This is a genomic window from Micromonospora thermarum (genome assembly GCF_012034245.1).
Taxonomy (GTDB): domain Bacteria; phylum Actinomycetota; class Actinomycetes; order Mycobacteriales; family Micromonosporaceae; genus Micromonospora; species Micromonospora thermarum.
Genome location: NZ_JAATEO010000004.1, coordinates 129128 through 143650 on the forward strand (window position 1 = coordinate 129128; position 14523 = coordinate 143650).

At 72.2% G+C, this 14523-nt stretch carries 14 protein-coding genes; 5 read left to right on the top strand and 9 right to left on the bottom strand.

The features are described from left to right. Positions 1 to 95: 95 nt before the first annotated feature. Genes HCJ94_RS29515 through HCJ94_RS05420 form a run of 6 tightly spaced genes read right to left on the bottom strand, consistent with a single transcriptional unit; the run spans position 96 to position 4892 of the window. The gene (locus tag HCJ94_RS29515; RefSeq protein ID WP_205800694.1) at positions 96 to 815 is read right to left on the bottom strand and encodes an MFS transporter; all 720 of its coding nucleotides are present in this window, start codon (positions 813 to 815) and stop codon (positions 96 to 98) included. Positions 816 to 817: 2 nt separating this feature from the next. Continuing rightward, complete coding sequence (locus tag HCJ94_RS29520; RefSeq protein WP_205800695.1) at positions 818 to 1258, bottom strand: MFS transporter; 441 nt, start codon at positions 1256 to 1258, stop codon at positions 818 to 820. Between the two features lie 37 nt (positions 1259 to 1295). Further along, positions 1296 to 1688 carry a universal stress protein gene (locus HCJ94_RS05405; protein ID WP_167999847.1) on the bottom strand — a complete coding sequence of 131 codons (393 nt, stop codon included), beginning with the start codon at positions 1686 to 1688 and terminating at the stop codon, positions 1296 to 1298. Further along, complete coding sequence (locus tag HCJ94_RS05410) at positions 1685 to 3190, bottom strand: tripartite tricarboxylate transporter permease (RefSeq protein ID WP_167999848.1); 1506 nt, start codon at positions 3188 to 3190, stop codon at positions 1685 to 1687. Before HCJ94_RS05410 ends, HCJ94_RS05405 begins: the two co-directional genes overlap by 4 nt. Then, entirely contained in the window at positions 3190 to 3876 is a 687-nt protein-coding gene (locus HCJ94_RS29935; RefSeq protein ID WP_240943970.1) for a tripartite tricarboxylate transporter TctB family protein, read from the bottom strand. The genes HCJ94_RS05410 and HCJ94_RS29935 overlap by 1 nt, the downstream gene beginning before the upstream one ends. Before the next feature lie 5 nt (positions 3877 to 3881). Continuing rightward, complete coding sequence (locus HCJ94_RS05420) at positions 3882 to 4892, bottom strand: Bug family tripartite tricarboxylate transporter substrate binding protein (RefSeq protein WP_167999849.1); 1011 nt, start codon at positions 4890 to 4892, stop codon at positions 3882 to 3884. Positions 4893 to 4991: 99 nt separating this feature from the next. Here HCJ94_RS05420 and HCJ94_RS05425 point away from each other — a divergent pair, with 99 nt between their 5' ends. Together HCJ94_RS05425 and HCJ94_RS05430 are read left to right on the top strand one after the other, a co-directional pair. Further along, the gene (locus tag HCJ94_RS05425; RefSeq protein ID WP_309227155.1) at positions 4992 to 6740 is read left to right on the top strand and encodes a sensor histidine kinase; all 1749 of its coding nucleotides are present in this window, start codon (positions 4992 to 4994) and stop codon (positions 6738 to 6740) included. Then, the gene (locus HCJ94_RS05430) at positions 6737 to 7411 is read left to right on the top strand and encodes a response regulator (RefSeq protein ID WP_167999850.1); all 675 of its coding nucleotides are present in this window, start codon (positions 6737 to 6739) and stop codon (positions 7409 to 7411) included. Before HCJ94_RS05425 ends, HCJ94_RS05430 begins: the two co-directional genes overlap by 4 nt. 63 nt (positions 7412 to 7474) lie before the next feature. Here the strand turns inward: HCJ94_RS05430 and HCJ94_RS05435 are convergent, their stop codons facing one another. After that, the gene (locus HCJ94_RS05435; RefSeq protein WP_167999851.1) at positions 7475 to 8158 is read right to left on the bottom strand and encodes a response regulator; all 684 of its coding nucleotides are present in this window, start codon (positions 8156 to 8158) and stop codon (positions 7475 to 7477) included. Between the two features lie 22 nt (positions 8159 to 8180). Further along, entirely contained in the window at positions 8181 to 9467 is a 1287-nt protein-coding gene (locus tag HCJ94_RS05440) for a sensor histidine kinase (protein WP_167999852.1), read from the bottom strand. 201 nt (positions 9468 to 9668) lie between these two features. Here HCJ94_RS05440 and phoU point away from each other — a divergent pair, with 201 nt between their 5' ends. Continuing rightward, positions 9669 to 10322 (top strand): phosphate signaling complex protein PhoU, encoded by a 654-nt coding sequence (phoU, locus tag HCJ94_RS05445; protein WP_167999853.1) that lies wholly within the window; start codon positions 9669 to 9671, stop codon positions 10320 to 10322. Positions 10323 to 10378: 56 nt separating this feature from the next. Here phoU and HCJ94_RS05450 read toward each other — a convergent pair whose 3' ends face one another. Continuing rightward, the gene (locus tag HCJ94_RS05450) at positions 10379 to 11146 is read right to left on the bottom strand and encodes a phosphoglyceromutase (RefSeq protein WP_167999854.1); all 768 of its coding nucleotides are present in this window, start codon (positions 11144 to 11146) and stop codon (positions 10379 to 10381) included. A gap of 159 nt (positions 11147 to 11305) precedes the next feature. Here HCJ94_RS05450 and HCJ94_RS05455 point away from each other — a divergent pair, with 159 nt between their 5' ends. Further along, complete coding sequence (locus HCJ94_RS05455; RefSeq protein WP_205800696.1) at positions 11306 to 12652, top strand: MDR family MFS transporter; 1347 nt, start codon at positions 11306 to 11308, stop codon at positions 12650 to 12652. A gap of 98 nt (positions 12653 to 12750) precedes the next feature. Next, positions 12751 to 14037, top strand: a complete 1287-nt coding sequence (locus tag HCJ94_RS05460; RefSeq protein ID WP_167999988.1) for an MFS transporter — start codon at positions 12751 to 12753, stop codon at positions 14035 to 14037. Positions 14038 to 14523 lie beyond the last annotated feature (486 nt).

A 14523-nucleotide genomic window follows, 5' to 3' on the forward strand; every position in this document is an offset into this window, starting at 1 on the left:
AAATCGGGACGCGACGGCCGACGGCCGTTGCTACCCACCGCGGGGCGTCGTGCGGCAGCCGGGCTCCCGCCGACGAGGGCGCGCCACGGAATCGTCTAGTCGGCGGTCGGGTTCGGCCGGTGCAGGCCGGTGGCGGCGACAGCCGCGCCGGCCAGGCCCGCGGCGGTGCAGGCGAGCACCCCGACGGCGCCGGCGCCGGCCGCCAGCGCCCCGGCCGCGCTGGGGATCAGCACCTGCCCGAGCCGGTTGCCGGTGAGCCGCAGCGACATCGCGCGGCCGCGGAGCCCGGGTGGGGCCGACTCGGCCAGGAACGACATGGTCAGCGGTTGCCCGGCGCCCAGCCCCAGCCCGGCGACGATGACGACCACGGCCATCGCCCACACCGGGAGGGGCGGCAGCAGCAGCCCGAGGCCGACGGCGGAGAGCACGACGGTGCCGATCAGCAGCGTGCGCCGGCCCACCGCGGCGACCAGGCGGCCCAGCAGCAGCCGGGAGGCCATCGAGGCGACCGCGCGCAGCCCCAGCAGGACGCCGATCGAGCCGGCGGCGATCCCGCGCTCCGCGCCGAGCGCCGGCAGGTAGACCAGGGTGATGTCGACGGCGGCCAGGACGATGCAACTGACGGTGAGGGCCCGCACCAGGCCCGGCTGACGGAGCAGGTCCCGGATCCCGCCGCAGCCCGGACCGGCGGCCCGCTGATGGTGCCCGGACGGGCGGAGCAGGACGGCGACGACCAGCAGTGGCACGGTGAGGGCGGTCGCGCCGAGGAAGATCCCTCCGGTGTCCGGGATCGGGCGGTCCCCGCCGAACAGCACGATCAGGCCGGGGCCGAGGGCCTGCCCCAGCGAGGCCGCGAACGTGTAGTAGCCGAACGCGGCGTCGTAGCGGTCGGCGGGGTGCGGTTGGCGACCAGCGCCTGCTGTGCCACCACCGCGCAGAGGTGTCCGGTGCCGAGGACCATGCTGGCCAGCACCAGGCCGGCGACCGACTCGGCGAGGAGCACGAAGCAGAGGCCGGCGACGGCGAGCAGGGCCGACCCGGCCAGCACGATCCGGCGTTCGCCGAACCGGTCGACGGCGTGGCCGGAGGGGACCGCGAGCACCAGCGGTACGACCGCGAAGCTCGCGCCGAGCACCCCGAGCCAGGCCGCCGGCACGTCCAGGTCCAGCGCCTGGTACGCGGACGCGGGGCGGAGTACGAAGGTGACCGCCTGCACCACGATGGTGTGCGCGAGCAGCAGGCCCGCCTGAGTGCGCACCGGGGCTCCCGTCAAACCGGGAGCCCCCTTCGCCCGCTCACCTTGCCTTGACTGCGAGCACCGGGCAGGGCGCGTCGAGCAGGACCTGCTGCGCGGTCGACCCCATGATCAGCTTGCCCACCGGGCTGCGGTGCCGGATTCCGATCACCACCAGCGACACGTCCTCCGTCTCCGCGATCTCCACGATCTCCTCCGCCGCGTCCCGGCCGCGGATCAGCTGGCGGACGCTGTGCGGCACTCCGGCCGCGGTCAACTCACGGACCACCCGGTCCAGGTCGGCCTCCGGTGCGAGGCGCGGGTCGACGTACGCGTCACCGCGTGACGTGTTCACGACCAGCACCGGCTCGTCACGGAACCGGGCCTGCTCCACCGCGGCCGCCAGAGCCACCTCGCCGAGCGGCGAGGGCACGTATCCCACCAGCACGGTCATCCGGTCACCAACCTCCCACGAAGCGGACGGACCACGAAACGGCCGAGCAGCGGCCAGAGCAGCACCACCGCGATCACCGCGTAGATCAGCCAGGACACCCAGCCGCCGACCAGGCCGTGCAGCTCGCCACCGGAGAGCTGCAACGCCCGGCGCCCCTGGAGTTCGGCACGCGGGCCGAGGATCACCCCGACGATCAGCGGCAGGATGGGCAGGCCGAAGCGCCGCATCCCGAACCCGATCAGGCCGAGGGTGAGCAGCAGGAACAGGTCGAACGGCTGGGCGTTGACCGCGTACGCGCCCATCGAGGCGAAGAAGAGGATCCCCGCGTAGAGGTACGGGCGGGGGATCCGCAGCAGCCGGGCCCAGGCGGGAGCGAGCGGCAGGTTGAGCACCAGCAGCAGCAGGTTGCCGACGAACAGGCTGGCGATCAGCGTCCACACCAGGGCGGACTCCCGCTCGAAGAGCAGCGGGCCGGGCTGGATGCCGTACTGCTGGAAGGCGGCCAGCATGACCGCGGCGGTGGCGTTGGTGGGCAGGCCGATCGCCAGCATCGGCACCAGCGTGCCCGCCGCGGAGGCGTTGTTTGCGGCTTCCGGCCCGGCGACGCCCTCGATCGCGCCCCGACCGAACTCCTCCGGGTGCTTCGACAGCTTCTTCTCGGTGGCGTACGACAGGAAGGTCGGGATCTCCGCACCGCCTGCGGGCAGCGCGCCGAAGGGGAACCCGTACGCGGTACCCCGCAGCCACGGTTTCCAGGACCGCTTCCAGTCCTGGCGGCCCATCCACGGACGGCCCACGCCGATCACCTCGGCAGCCCGGCGGCGCAGGTGCGCGGCGATCCACAACGCCTCGCCCACGGCGAAGATGCCCACCGCGACCACCACGACGTCGATGCCGTCGGCGAGCAGCGGAACCCCGAAGGTGAGCCGTTGCTGGCCGCTCACCGCGTCGATGCCGACGATGCCGATGACCAGGCCGATGAGCAGCGAGGCGAAGCCGCGCACCCGGGAGGCGCCGAGCACCGCCGTGACCGCGACGAACGACAGCAGCATGAGGGCGAAGTAGTCCGGCGCGCCAAGGCTGACCGCGAACGCCACCACCGGTGGGGCCACCAGCACCAGCAGCAGGGTGCCGATGGTGCCGGCGATGAAGGAACCGATCGCGGCGGTGGCCAGCGCCTGGGCGGCCCGACCGGCCCTGGCCATCCGGTTGCCCTCGATCGCGGTGATCACCGAGGACGACTCGCCGGGGGTGTTGAGCAGGATCGACGTTGTCGAACCGCCGTACATGCCGCCGTAGAAGATGCCGGCGAACATGATGAACGCCTGGGCCGGCTCCATCCCGTAGGTGACCGGCAGCAGCAGCGCCACCGTCATCGCCGGACCGATGCCCGGCAGCACGCCGACCGCGGTGCCGATGGTCACGCCGAGCAGCGCGATCAGCAGGTTCATCGGGGTCACCACGGTGGCGAACCCGTCGAGCAGGGAGGCGAGGTTGTCCATCAGAGGATTCCTTGCAGGACGCCGGCGGGCAGGTTGACCCCCAGCCCGATCGCGAACGTGTAGAAGGTGATCAGCGACAGGGCGACGGCGATCAGCAGGTTGCGGACGTGGTGGCGGTTGCCCAGGGCGAACGCGCAGCCCCAGAAGAGCAGGCTGCCGCTGATCACCCAGCCGAGCCGGTCGATCAGCACCGCGTTGACCAGGAACGCGCCGATCAGCAGCAGCAGGGTCCGCCAGTCGATCGGGCTGCTCAGGTCGACGTCCTCGCCGGCCTCGGGTTCACCCGTGCCGCCGCGTGCCACGTCCACCGCGTAGATCGCGGCGATGACCAGCAGCAGCACGCCCAGCAGGATCGGCACCGGCTTCGGACCGACCGGGTCGGCGCTGCTGACCGCGTGCCCGATCCGCGTCGCGTCCACGATCACCAGGGCGCCGACCAGGGCGAGGAACGCGCACACGCCGTACTGCGCGCGGTCCGGCCTGGTTGCCGGTCGCTCGCCGTCGGCCGGGTCATCCGTCACGACCGCCGGGGCGACGTCGGCCGGTGCGGGCCGCGCCGCCGCCGGCTGCGGACGCTCCGCGGTCGGCTGCTCCGGGATCGACGGTACGGCGCCGGCCGCGCCCGTCTCTCCGGGCGCGGCCGGGCGGGGCGGCGGGTCGCCGCCCCGGTCCGGTCGGGTCGTCATGGCGCTCACGCCAGCCCGAGCTGCTTGAGGATGTCCGCGACGGCCTTGTCCTGCTCGGTCAGGAACGTGCCGAACTGGTCGCCGGTGACGAAGGCGTCGGTCCAGCCGCGCTTGGTCAGCTCGGCCTTCCACTCCGCGGACTCGTGCATCCTGGTCAGAGTGTCGATCCAGACCTTCTTGTCGGCGTCGCTGATCTCCGGCGGCGCGACGATGCCCCGCCAGTTGGTGAAGACCAGGTCGATGCCCGCGGACTTGAGCGTGGGCACCTCCTTCAGCGCTTCGATCGGCGCCTCACTGGTCACCGCGAGGACCCGGATCTGGCCGGCCTCCACCTGGTCGAGAAACTCCCCGAAGCCGCTGGCGCCGAAGGCGATCTTGTTACCGAGCAGGGCGGGCAGCAGCTCACCGCCACCGTCGTACGAGACGTAGTTGACCTGCCGGGGGTCGATGCCGACGGTCTTCGCGAGCTGCATCGGCAGCAGGTGGTCCGGGCCGCCGGGCGACGAGCCGCCGCCGACGGCGATGCCCTTGGGGTTGGCCTTCCAGGCCGCGATCAGGTCGCCGATCGTCCGGTACGGCGAGTCCTTCGGCACCACGATGGCGCCGGCCTCCTCGATCAGCTTGGCCAGGGGGGTGGTCTGAGTGAGGGTCGCCTTCGACTTCGAGGTGTACGAGGCGCCGACCACGCCAAGCCCCATCTGCATGGCCAGCTTGCCGTTGCCCTTCTCGTTGACGGTCCGCTGGAGGCCCACGGTGCCGCCCGCGCCGGGCAGGTTGAACACCTGCACACCGGTGGCGATCTTCGCGTCCTCCATCACCTTTGCGGCGGTGCGGGCGGTGGTGTCGTATCCGCCGCCCGGGGTGTTCGGCACCATGATCCGCAGACCGGTGACCGGCTTGCCGTCGCCGCCGGAGGTGCCGCCCTCGTTCTTGTCGGCCGTGGCGCCGCAGGCAGCCAGGGCGAGCGCCGTGGCGGCGGCGACGCCCATGACCAGCACGTTTCTCCTAGTTGCCATGTTGTTTCTCTTCCGTTTCGAATGAGTCCGGCGGCAAGATGATGGCCTCCGGACGGACCGCCCGTCTGCGTTGTGTCACCAGCGGAAGTTGAGGTCTTTGTGGTCGCGATCACGTCCCGCCGCCGCACCTTGGCCGGGCAGCTGCTGGTCCTCCAGCTCGCGATCATCGTCGTGGTGCTGCTGGCCGTCGCCGCCGTGTCGCTGGCCCAGTCCGCGGCGACCTTCAACCGGGTCGAGGGGCGCCGCGTCGCCGCCCTGGGTGAGCAGCTCGCCGGCAACCCGCTGCTGCGCGACCGGCTCACCCAGCCGGCCCCCGCGGAGACGATCGCACCGCTGGTGCAGAACGTGCTGACGCAGTCCGGCGTGACCACCGTCAGCGTCGCCGACGCGCGGGGGCGGGTGGTCAGCTCCACCAACCCGACCCTGGTGGGCAGCCCCATGGTGCTCGGTGATCCCAGGGTGGCGCAGGGCCGTGCCTGGTTCGGCGAGCTGGACGTCGACGGGTCGCGCGAGCTGGTGGCCCAGGTGCCGGTGCTCGGCGACCGCAAGGCGGAGAACCTCGGACGTCAACTGGGCGTGGTGGTGATCGGCGAGGCGTCGCCGACCTGGTCACAGCGGCTGGTCGGGGCCTCGTCGTACCTCTTCACCTACCTGGGCATCGCCTGCGCCCTCGGCGTGGCCGGTTCGTGGCTGTTGGCCCGGCGGATCAAGCGGCAGACCCTCGGTCTCGAACCACGGGAGATCGCCGGCCTGGCCGAGCACCGGGAGGCGCTCCTGCACGGCATCGCCGAGGGCGTCATCGCGCTGGACCCGCAGCACCGGGTCACCCTGGCGAACGCGGTCGGCCGGCGGTTGCTGGACCTGCCGGCGGACTTCCTCGGGCGCAGCCTCACCGACCTCGGAATCTCCGGGCGGCTGCGGGACGTGCTGGCCGGCGCCGGTGGCGACTCCGCAGCCCGTGACCAGGTCGTGGTCCGGGCCGGCCGGGTGCTGGTGATGAACCGGATGACGGTGCGCAAGGACGGCCGGCGGCTCGGCTCGGTCACGACCCTGCGGGACCGCACCGAACTGGCCCGGCTGGAGCAGGAGATCGGCTCCTTCCGTAGTACGACCGAGCTGCTCCGCGCGCAGACCCACGAGTTCGCCAACCAGCTGCACACGATCTCCGGGCTGATCCAGATCGGCGAGCACGACGAGGTGGTCCGGTACGTGGACGCGCTGAGCCGGCACCGGGCGTCGCTGGACCTGACCGTCACCAGCCGGGTCCACGACACCGCGGTCGCCGCCCTGCTCATGGCCAAGTCGGCCGTGGCCGCCGAGCGCCGGGTGGAGTTGCGGGTGTCCGAGCGGACCGGGCTGGACCGGCTGGCGCCGGAGGTCTCGGCCGATGTGGCGACGGTGCTCGGCAACCTGATCGACAACGCCGTCGAGGCCGTCACCGGCCGGGATGCCGGCCCGGCGGAGGGCGGCACGACGCAGGCCGGCACCGGCCGGGACGCCTGCCCCGCGGAGGGCGGCACGACGCAGGCCGGCACCGGCCCGGGCGAGGGTGGTCACCGGACGGGCGGGGCCGCATGGGTGGAGGTCGAGCTGCGCCAGGACGCGTCGTCCGTGGAGATCGTCGTCCGCGACTCCGGCCCCGGGATCGCGCCCGAGCTGGCCAAGGAGGTCTTCACCCACGGCTTCACCACGAAGGCGGCCCAGGGCGGTGAGCGCGGCATCGGCCTCGCGCTCACCCGGTTGGTCTGTCACCGTCGCGGCGGCGAGGTCGCGGTGACGAACACCGAGGAGGGCGCGATGTTCACCGCCCGGATGTCGCTCACCAGGGCATTGGAGGAGGTTCGATGATCAAGGTGCTGGTCGTCGACGACGACTTCATGGTGGCCCGGATCCACCGCGGCTTCGTCGACCGGGTCGACGGTTTCCAGGCGGTCGGCAGCGCGAGCACCGGGGCGGAGGCACTCGCCGCCGTCGACGAGCTCCACCCCGACCTGGTGCTGCTCGACCTCTACCTACCGGACATGTTCGGTCTGGACGTGGTGACCCGCCTGCGCGCCGCCCGGCACGACTGCGACATCCTCGTCATCAGCGCCGCCCGGGAGGCCGAGGCGGTACGCCAGGCGGTCCGCTACGGAGCGGTCAACTACCTGCTCAAGCCGTTCGGCTTCGACGAGCTGCGGAGCCGGCTCGAGCAGTACGCCGCCCGGCGCAACTCACTGCGCGCAGCGGTCGTCAGCGACCAGGCCGACGTCGACCGGGTGTTGTCGCGTACCGGGTCGCACATCGCGACCTCGACACTGCCGGTGGGGTTGAGCCCCGAGACGGCGGAACTGGTCGAACGCGCCCTGCGGGAGATCACCGGCACGCTGTCCGCCGCGGAGTGCGCCAACCGGGTGGGCATCTCCCGGGTCAGCGCCCGCCGCTACCTGGAGCACTTCTCCGGCACCGGCCGGGCGGAGGTGAGCCTTCGGTACGGTGCCGCCGGCCGCCCGGAGCGGCGCTACTGCTGGGTGGGCTGACGGAGGACGACGAGAAGAGGGGCCCGCGCGATCGGCGCGAGCCCCCCTTTCGGGTCCGTCACATCACGGCTCGAACTTGTAGCCCAGGCCGCGGACCGTGACGATGTAGCGCGGAGCGGACGGCTCCGGCTCGATCTTGGAGCGCAGCCGCTTGACGTGCACGTCCAGCGTCTTCGTGTCGCCGACGTAGTCGGCTCCCCAGACCCGGTCGATGAGCTGGCCGCGGGTGAGCACCCGACCGGCGTTGCGCAGCAGCAGCTCCAGCAGCTCGAACTCCTTGAGCGGCAGCTGCACGGCAGCGCCGTCGACGGTGACCACGTGCCGCTCGATGTCCATCCGGACCGGGCCGGCGGCCAGCGTCGGCGCCCCCGACTCGGCCGCCTCGGCGCTCTGCCGGCGCAGCACCGCCCGGATGCGGGCGACCAGCTCGCGCGGCGAGTACGGCTTGGTCACGTAGTCGTCGGCACCGATCTCCAGGCCGACCACCTTGTCGATCTCGCTGTCCCGCGCCGTGACCATGATGATCGGCACGTGCGAGCGCTGCCGGAGCTGGCGGCACACCTCGGTGCCCGACATCTCGGGCAGCATCAGGTCGAGCAGCACGATGTCGGCGCCGGTCCGGTCGAACTCGGTGAGGGCGGAGGGGCCTGTGGCGGCGACGGAGACCTCGAAGCCCTCCTTGCGGAGCATGTACGACAGGGCGTCCGAGAACGACTCCTCGTCCTCCACCACCAGAACGCGGCTCAACGGAAATGTCCTTTCATTGCTGTCAGACCTGCCGGAGCTCGGCCGGACCGGCCTCGATCCCAGCGGAGGGCAGTGTCGCCAGGAGGTCGTCCGGTGGACGGGCGGGCAGCCGGAGGGTGAACGTCGACCCCCCACCAAGAGTGCTCGACACCTCGACCCTTCCGCCATGGTTGCTGGCGATGTGCTTGACGATGGCGAGCCCGAGACCGGTGCCGCCGGTCGCGCGGGACCGGGCCTGGTCGGCGCGGTAGAACCGCTCGAAGATCCGGTCGACGTCGGTCGGGGCGATGCCGATGCCCTGGTCGGCGACGGCGATCGTGACGTGGTCGTCGTCCGCCCGGGCGGTGATGCGGACCGTGGTGTCCTCGCCCGAGTAGTTGATGGCGTTCTCGACCAGGTTCGCCACCGCCGTGGCGAGTTGGGTGTCACTGCCGTACACGGTCAGCCCTCGCTCGCCGTCGACGACCACGTCGATCCGACGGGAGCTGGCGCTGGTCCGCGTACGGTCGATGACCTCGGCGATCACCCAGTCCACCGCGACCGGCTCGGGAGCCGGTTTCGGCTCGGCGCCCTGGAGCCGGGTCAACTCCAGCAACTCCTGCACCAGCCGCCCCAGCCGGGTGGACTCGTGCTGGATCCGCTCGGCGAACCGGCGCGCCGCGACCAGGTCCTCGGAGAGGTCCGGTTGCCCCTCGCCGCCGGGTTCGGTGGCGTCCAACAGTGCCTCGGCCAGCAGTTGCAGGGCACCGATGGGCGTCTTCAGCTCGTGACTCACGTTGGCCACGAAGTCGCGCCGGACCCGGGCGAGCCGGTGCGACTCGGTCACGTCGGCGGCCTCGACCGCGATGTAACCGGCACCGATCCCCATCGCCCGCAGGTGCACGCCCAGCGGGTCCCCCGCGTTGTCGCGGCCCCGGGGCAGGTCCAGCTCGATCTCGCGCCGTACACCGGTGCGCCGGACCTGGCCGGCGAGCGTACGGATCAACGGGTGGGCCGCGATCGAACCCGGTGAGGTGCCCGTACGGAGCAGCCCCATCGCGCGGGCCGCCGGGTTGACCAGGACGGGCACGTCGTCGGGATCGAGCACGACGACACCGGCCCGGAGGGAGTCGATCGTCCGGCGGCCGAGGCCGGACTGCGGATCCTCGGCTATGGTGAGCCTCCCCCTGCTCCAGAGAAAGCCGGACCAGCGGCTCCCCGTAGCGGCGGCACGCTGGCGCAGCGCCGGGGCGAGCCGGGACAGCAGCACCCCGGCCGCCAGCCCGGCCACCACGCCCACGGCCACCGCGACCGTCACCGCCCACTCCACGCGGCGATCGTAGGGTCATTGTTAACCTGGCGACCGCCCAGAACTGGACGAAACCCTCTCGCTTCCGGGAAAGTTCACCATTGCGTCCGGCCTCGTTCACCGGGGTTCATCTGCGGTCCGCCCGTCCGGCCTACCGTGGGCCCCGCACCTGACTGCCATCCCGCCGGCACCGACCGGCGACACCGACCACAGGACGTGATCATGCGCGAGGAGTTCCGGGCCGATCTGCAGCTCGTCAGCCAGCTGCTGGTGGACATGGCGGAGGGGGTCCGCGCCGCGATGCGGCAGGCCACCCGCGCCCTGCTCACCGCCGACCGGGCGGCTGCCGAGACCGTGATCGAGCGGGACGCGGAGATCGACGACCTCTACCGGAACGTCGAGGAGCGGGTGTGCGACCTGCTCGCCCGGCAGGCGCCGGTCGCGTCCGACCTGCGCATGATGATCACCGCGCTGCACGTCGCCGCCGACCTCGAGCGCATGGGCGACCTGGCCGACCACGTGGCGAAGACGGCGCTGCGGCGGCACCCGTCGCCGGCCGTACCGGCGGAGCTGCGGCCGATCTTCACCGACATGGCCGGGATCGCGGACCGGATGGGCGCGAAGATCGCCACCGTGCTGGCCAAGCCCGACGCCGACCTGGCGGCCGAGCTGGACCGCGACGACGACGCCATGGACGACCTGCACAAGAGCCTGTTCGGCGTGCTGCTCGGCGACGACTGGCCGTACGGGGTGGAGACCGCGATCGACGCGACCCTCCTGGGGCGCTTCTACGAGCGCTTCGCCGACCACGCGGTCAACGCGGGCGAGCACGTCGTCTACCTGATCACCGGCGAGACGACGCCGTCGGCCGGCTGAGCCGCGACGCGTGACGGCCCCCGGTCCACCCGGACCGGGGGCCGTCGTCGCTTCGGTCAGCGACCCTGGTTGGCCACTGCGGCGGCCGCCGCCTTCGCCGCCTCCGGGTCGAGGTAGGTGCCGCCCAGCTTGTGCGGCCGCAGCTCGGAGTCGAGGTCGTACCGCAGCGGGATCCCGGTCGGGATGTTCAGCTTGGCGATCTCCTCGTCGCTGATCTGGTCGAGGTGCTTGACAAGGGCACGCAGCGAATTGCCGTGCGCCGCCACCAGCACCGTCCGGCCGGCCAGGATGTCCGGCACGATCGAGTCGTACCAGTACGGCAGCATCCGCTCGACGACGTCCTTGAGGCACTCCGTCCGCGGCATCAGCTCCGGCGGCAGCAGCTTGTAGCGCGGGTCGCCGACCTGCGACCACTCGTCGTCGTCCGCGATGGGCGGCGGCGGCGTGTCGTACGAGCGGCGCCACAGCATGAACTGGTCCTCGCCGTACTCGTCGAGGGTCTGCTTCTTGTTCTTGCCCTGAAGGGCGCCGTAGTGGCGCTCGTTGAGCCGCCACGACCGGCGTACCGCGATCCACTGCCGGTCCGCCGTGTTCAGCGCCAGCTCGGCGGTGCGGATCGCCCGCCGCAGCAGGCTGGTGTGCACCACGTCCGGCAGCAGGTCGTGCTCGCGAATCAGCTCACCGCCCCGGCACGCCTCCGCCTCGCCCTTCGCGGTCAGGTCGACGTCGACCCAGCCGGTGAAGAGGTTCTTCGCGTTCCAGTCGCTCTCGCCGTGCCGCAGCAGGACCAGCGTCCCGACGGTGGGCCCATCGCTAGCAGTCATGCCGATCATCCTGCCGCACCGACCCGGCGCACGCGCGCGAAGGGTCGTGACGACCACCACGTGGAAAATCCGATGCCCCCCGCCGGGCGGCGACACTAGGTTGTAAGGCGCTGCCATAACACCGGTCATTACGAATACGGGGGCGCCGACGTGCGGACGATGCGGGGTTGGTTACAGGACACGGCCGGCGGACTGCCCCGGACCTTCTGGTACCTGTGGGCCGGCACCCTGATCAATCGCCTCGGTTCGTTCGTCCTGGTCTTCCTCGCCATCTACCTCACCCAGGAGCGGGGCTTCTCCGCCTCCCAAGCCGGCCTGGTGCTGGGCCTCTGGGGCGTCGGCGGCGCGGTGGGCACCACCATCGGCGGGACGCTCACCGACCGCTGGGGTCGCCGCCCGACCCTGCTCACCGCCCACCTCGGCGCCGCGACCATGATGCTGGCCCTCGGCTTCGCCCGGGACCTGTGGGCGGTCGGGCTCGGCGCCCTCCTGCTCGGCCTCTTCGCCGAGGCGGCCCGCCCCGCGTTCGGCGCGATGATGATCGACGTCGTCCCCGAGAAGGACCGGTTGCGCGCCTTCTCCCTGAACTACTGGGCGATCAACCTCGGCTTCGCCTGTGCCGCGGTACTCGCCGGTGTCGCGGCCGAGGCGGGCTACCTGCTGCTCTTCGTCGTCGACGCCGCCACCACCCTGGTCACCGCGCTGATCATCTTCCTCAAGGTCGGGGAGACCCGCCGGCCGGTGGTGGCCCTCGCCGGGCGGCCGTCCGCACCGGCCGGGGCGCTGCGCACGATCCTGACCGACCGCGTCTACCTCGGTTTCGTGGCGTTGAACCTCTTCGCCGCGCTGGTGTTCCTCCAGCACATCTCGATGCTGCCGATCGCCATGGGCGACTCGGGCCTCACCCCCACCACGTACGGCTCGGTGATCGCCCTGAACGGCGTGCTGATCGTGGTGGGGCAGCTCTTCGTCCCACGGCTGATCAGGGGGCGCAGCCGCTCGCACGTGCTCGCCCTGGCGGCGGTGGTGATGGGGATCGGCTTCGGCCTGACCGCGTTCGCCGAGACCGCCTGGTTCTACGGCCTGACCGTACTGATCTGGACCGTCGGCGAGATGCTCAACTCGCCGTCCAACGCCACCCTGATCGCCGAGCTCTCCCCCGCCGAGCTGCGGGGCCGCTACCAGGGCGTCTTCTCGCTGTCCTGGCAGGTGGCCGGTGCCGTCGCGCCGGTCCTCGGCGGCCTGGTCCGGGAGCAGGCCGGCAACACGGCGCTGTGGCTGGGCTGCGCCGTGATCGGCGGACTGATGGCGGTGGCGCACCTGGTCTCCGGGCCGGCCCGCGAGCGGCGCGCCGCCGCGCTGCGGACGGCAACGCCGGTGGTCCCGGCCGTGGCGCTCCAGCCGCCCGCACCGGAGGCGGGCGAGGCGGCGGCGACCGCGCCGGCCGAGCCGCTCCCGGGCACGCCCGATCGGGGTACGCGCACCACCACGGTCGCCGCCGGTTAGGCATGGGCGTGACGCGCGACACGCTGGCGCGGGAGGGTTGACCTTCCTACGGTCGGGAACAGTTCGTTTAGGAAACAAAACTGTTCGGAGGGCACGTGCTGCGCCGCTGGCTGCACGACACCGCCGGCGGGCTCCCCGCCACGTTCTGGTACCTCTGGGCCGGTCTGCTGATCAACCGCGCCGGCGCCTTCGCCATGCTCTTCCTCTCGCTCTACCTCACCGTGGCACGGGGGGCGAGCGAGAGCCTGGCCGGGACCGTGGTCGGGGCGTACGGGCTGGGTGGAGCGGCCGGCGTGCTGCTCGGCGGGGTGCTCGCCGACCGCTGGGGGCGGCGGGCCACCCTGCTCGCCGCCCACCTCGTCACGACCGCGCTGATGGTGGCGCTCGCGTTCAGCCGGCACCTGCTGCTCATCGCGGTGCTCAGCGCCCTGGTCGGCGTGGCCCACTCGATGCCCAGTCCCGCCTTCGTCGCGGCCATCGTCGACGTGGTGCCCGAGGAACGCCGGTCGCGGGCCTTCAACCTCCAGTTCTGGGCGTTCAACCTCGGCATGGCGGTCGCGTCGCTGCTCGCCGGCGTCCTCGCCGAGGCGAGCTTCCTCGCGCTCTTCCTGGTCGACGCCGGGGCGACCCTGATCGCGGCGCTGGTGATCGCCGCGAAGGTGCCCGAGACGCTGCCGGACACCCGCCGCGCGCGCCGGGCCGGGCAGACGGATCAGGCCGGACGGACGGATCAGGCCGGGCGGGTACGACGTCCCGGTCTGCACACGGCGCTGACCGACCGGGTGTTCCTGGCCTTCGTCGGGCTGACCTTCGTGCTGGCCGTGCTGACCATGCAGACCTCCACGATCATGCCGCTCGCCATGCGGGCGGACGGGCTGCGCCCCTCGGCGTACGGCGCGGTGGTGGCGCTCGGCGGGGTACTCATCGTGGTGGGGCAGCTCTTCGTACCCCGGCTGATCGACCGGCACCGCAAGGCCCGCGTCCTGGCCGTCTCGACCGCGCTGCTGGCGGCGGGCTTCGCGGCTCTCGCCGTCGCCGACGACCTCTGGGTCTACCTGGCCGCGGCGGTGGTCTGGACAGTGGGCCAGATGCTCGCCGCCCCGCCCAACGCGCAGATCAACGCCGACCTGGCGCCGCCGGAGCTGCGGGCCCGGTACCAGTCGGTCTTCTACCTCGCGTTCCCGGCGGCGTCGTTCGTCGCGCCGACCCTCGGCGGCGTGAGTCTCCAGTACCTCGGCGAGCGGCACTGGCTGATCGTCGGCGCCCTGGGCCTGCTCGCCGCCGGCTGCCACCTGCTCGCCGGCCCGCCGCGTGAGCGCCGCGTCGCCGCCCTGCGCCGGACCCTGGCGACCCGCCGCGAGCCCGCTCTGGCGACCGACCGCTGACCGCCCCTCCCCCGCCGCCATGACCTGAGAACGCAACTTCAGGGAAAGAGTGGCCTCCCACGGCGGAGTCGAGGACACTCTTCCCCTGAAGTTGCGAGGATCTTGGCGCGAGCGAGGGGCCGGTCTCGGCGGACTGCCCGCACGCGCGAAACGCCCACCACGAGTTCGTCGTGGTGGGCGTTTCGCGCGTATGACCGGCGGCGGCGGGCGGCACTCACCCCCGTAAGCGGCGCCCACTCGCGCCGCCGGTCCAAACAGGTGGCCACCGTCCCCCAACGGTGCTGGTCCACCCGTCCCCCGCACTCCGCTCGTGCACGGATCTGATCGATCCTCCGCTCCCCCGAACGGAACCGAGCGCAGCGCGGTGCAATAAAGTTAGTTCGCCCGGATTGCGGATTCAACCTGAACCGGCTGTCTCGCCGGTCACAGCACCGGTGTCCCACCCGGTGTCACCGCCGTCACGGGTCTCCCTTTGGCCAACAGCGC